Origin of the sequence: Azospirillum sp. B4 (genome assembly GCF_000333275.1) — a bacterium.
Lineage (GTDB): Bacteria > Pseudomonadota > Alphaproteobacteria > Azospirillales > Azospirillaceae > Nitrospirillum.
The window spans coordinates 1-2,366 of record NZ_BACU01000667.1 but is presented as its reverse complement, the minus strand read 5'-3'; the positions used below and the strand labels follow the sequence as shown (position 1 = coordinate 2,366).

Sequence of the window (2,366 nt, the reverse complement as noted above, 5' to 3'; positions counted from 1 at the left end):
TGCACGCCTGCAAGACAGCGTCAAACTTGCGGTTCTTGAAGGTGACAATGAGGTCAGCAGGATGAAAAACGCCAGCAGCAGAAAAAGACCGACAGATAGAGGACGAAGACGCCGCCCTCCTCCTGGACGATCCTCCGCCCCCCCAACACCAGACCCGCCATGGGCCGGCCCCTGGACGCCCCCGTCGCCATTGGTCTCAGTCGAAGCTCGCCAACAGGCGATCGATCTCATCCTGGTCGATGGCCCGGCCGGGCAACTGGGGCCCATGCAGCAGGAAATCATCGTCCGCGGCGGCGCCTCCGGCCTTGGCGTCAGCCGCCGGCGGGCCATCGGGATGGCGGCGCTGCACATCCTCGCCGAAGGCGACCAGCATGGCTTCCACCTTGGCCTCGATATGCTTCAGCGCCTTCACGACCTTGGTGATGCGCTGGCCGGTGATGTCCTGGAAGTTGCAGGCCTCATAAATGCCGGTGGTGATGTCCATCATCTTGGACGACACCTCGGGGGTGACATCACCGGCCATGCCCATCAACTGGTCGCAGGCGTCCATTATGCGGTTGGTCGCGTCCTCGGTCGCGCCCACCACGGCGTCCAGCTCATCCGTCGCGCGCGGGATGTGTTCGGCGTGGATGTCGCTGGGCTGCAACGCCGCGATCTCCCGCTTGGCGTTGTGGATGAAGCGGGCCAGGCCCTCCAGCTCGCCATACAGCCTGATGTCGTGCTGGGTGACGTCGCCCCCCATGGAGGCCACGACGGTGGAGACGATCTGGGCTACCTCCTCCCGCGACAGCGGCTGGCGGGCCTGGGAGCGGGCGGCATCCAGCCGGTCCTGAAGGATCGGGTCGGCGGCGGGGCGGATCATGGCGGCTCTCATCTCGTCAAAAGGCCCGGGGTCGGGACGGGGTCAAAGGTCAACGCTGCGCCGCCACAGGCGGCAAGGAAACGCTACGCCGCCCACAGGCGGCAGGGAAACGCTACGCCGCCCACAGGCGGCAGGGACGGGATCATTGCGGCACGCTGGGCAGCCTCTTGCGGTCGGCCAGCATGGTGGTCACCTGCTCCGCCCGCTTGGGCGTCATGGCGGCCAGCACCGGTGCGGCCTTGGCCTCCTTCATGCGGCTGATGACGTTCAGCAGCACCTTGTCGTCCATGGCCTCGAATATACGGGCGGCCTCGGCCGGCTTCATCGTTTCGTAGATCTTCACCAGGCTGTCCAGCTGCTGCGCCTGGTCGGCGTTCACTTGGTTGACCAAGCCGTCCAGTTGCTTCTTCAGCGCCTGCATCTCGGCAAGCTTCTGGTCCAGCCGCTGGGTCGCCACCTGCAGCATAGCCTCGCGCTGGTCCAGGTCGCGCTCCCGCGAATCCAGGGCCTCGCGCCGCTCCGCCAGGCGTTGCAGCAATTCGACGTCCTTGGGCGTGAAGCTCTGGCCATCGGTCGGGCTGCCCGACGGCTCGGGCTTGGTGCCCTCGCCTTTGGCCTCTCCCTTGGCCGCCCCCTCGGCGGGCTTGGCGACGGGCGCTCCGGCAGGCGCATGGCCCGGGGTGGCCGGGGCCGGCGTGGCCGCGGGCTTTTCCTGCGCTGGCGCCTGGGCGCGGGCGGCCGGCACCTCTGGCGGGGCGGCCCCCACGGTCAAGGTCCACCACATGTCGGTGGCCCGGGCGCCCAGCAGCAGCACGGCGGCGAAAATGGTGACGGGCAACAGGCGCAGGCGCGCGCGGCGCCACAGCGGCGGCTTCGGTCCCTCATCCTTCCCGCCGCGGCCGCCCCTGGGGGTCGCCTTGGCGGCAGCCGCGCGCGTACCCGCCGGCGCCGGACGTAGGGTCCGGGCCGTGTTGGGTACCGCCGGAGCGGCGGCTTTGGAAACGGCCACGTTGGGCCGGCCTTGCCGGGGAACAGTGGGTTCAGCCGTCATTGACGCATGTTCTCCAAGGCCTGGAGCAGTTCACGCTCAGCCCGCGAGCGGGCCTCCGGCTGGCCCCCGGCAGCCGCCTCGCCAGCCCCTGGGACGCCACCGGCCGGGCCGCCATTGGGGGCCGGCAGACGCGCGGGCGCGGCGCGGGGCGCGGGGCGGCCATCGTCCAGGCCGGCTTCGGCGCCATAGCGGTCGCCCCCCCGGTCGGGCCGGGGCGCCCGCTCCAGCGGGCGCTCCCCGGCGGAGGACGCGGTGTAGGCCGTGATGGCGTCCACCAGGTACTGCCCGGCCGGCTGCGGCGGCTGGTCGGCGCTGCCGGCCGACAGCATGGCGCCGGACAGCGCCTGCAACAGCAGGTCCTGCCCCGGATAGTTCACATAGGGGCCATCCTCGCCATAGCCGGACATGGAGACATAGATCAGGCGCGGGTTGAAGGCCGACAGTGTCTCATAA

At 70.1% G+C, this 2,366-nt stretch carries 3 protein-coding genes; all 3 read right to left on the bottom strand.

Annotated elements, in window-relative coordinates; genetic code table 11:
* Positions 1-196: 196 nt before the first annotated feature.
* Entirely contained in the window at positions 197-862 is a 666-nt protein-coding gene (locus I55_RS30285) for a protein phosphatase CheZ (RefSeq protein WP_044564445.1), read from the bottom strand.
* Positions 863-1,004: 142 nt separating this feature from the next.
* Positions 1,005-1,913, bottom strand: a complete 909-nt coding sequence (locus I55_RS30280) for a MotE family protein (RefSeq protein WP_049974651.1) — start codon at positions 1,911-1,913, stop codon at positions 1,005-1,007.
* Positions 1,910-2,366, bottom strand: a 457-nt coding sequence (locus I55_RS37925) for a CoA transferase (RefSeq protein ID WP_044564444.1), incomplete at its 5' end; no start/stop codon positions are given. The genes I55_RS37925 and I55_RS30280, both read right to left, overlap by 4 nt.

Excerpts from the sequence above, each read along its gene's own strand:
- I55_RS30285 (WP_044564445.1), bottom strand. The coding sequence starts at position 862 with ATGATCCGCCCCGCCGCCGACCCGATCCTTCAGGACCGGCTGGATGCC.
- I55_RS30280 (WP_049974651.1), bottom strand. The coding sequence starts at position 1,913 with ATGACGGCTGAACCCACTGTTCCCCGGCAAGGCCGGCCCAACGTGGCC.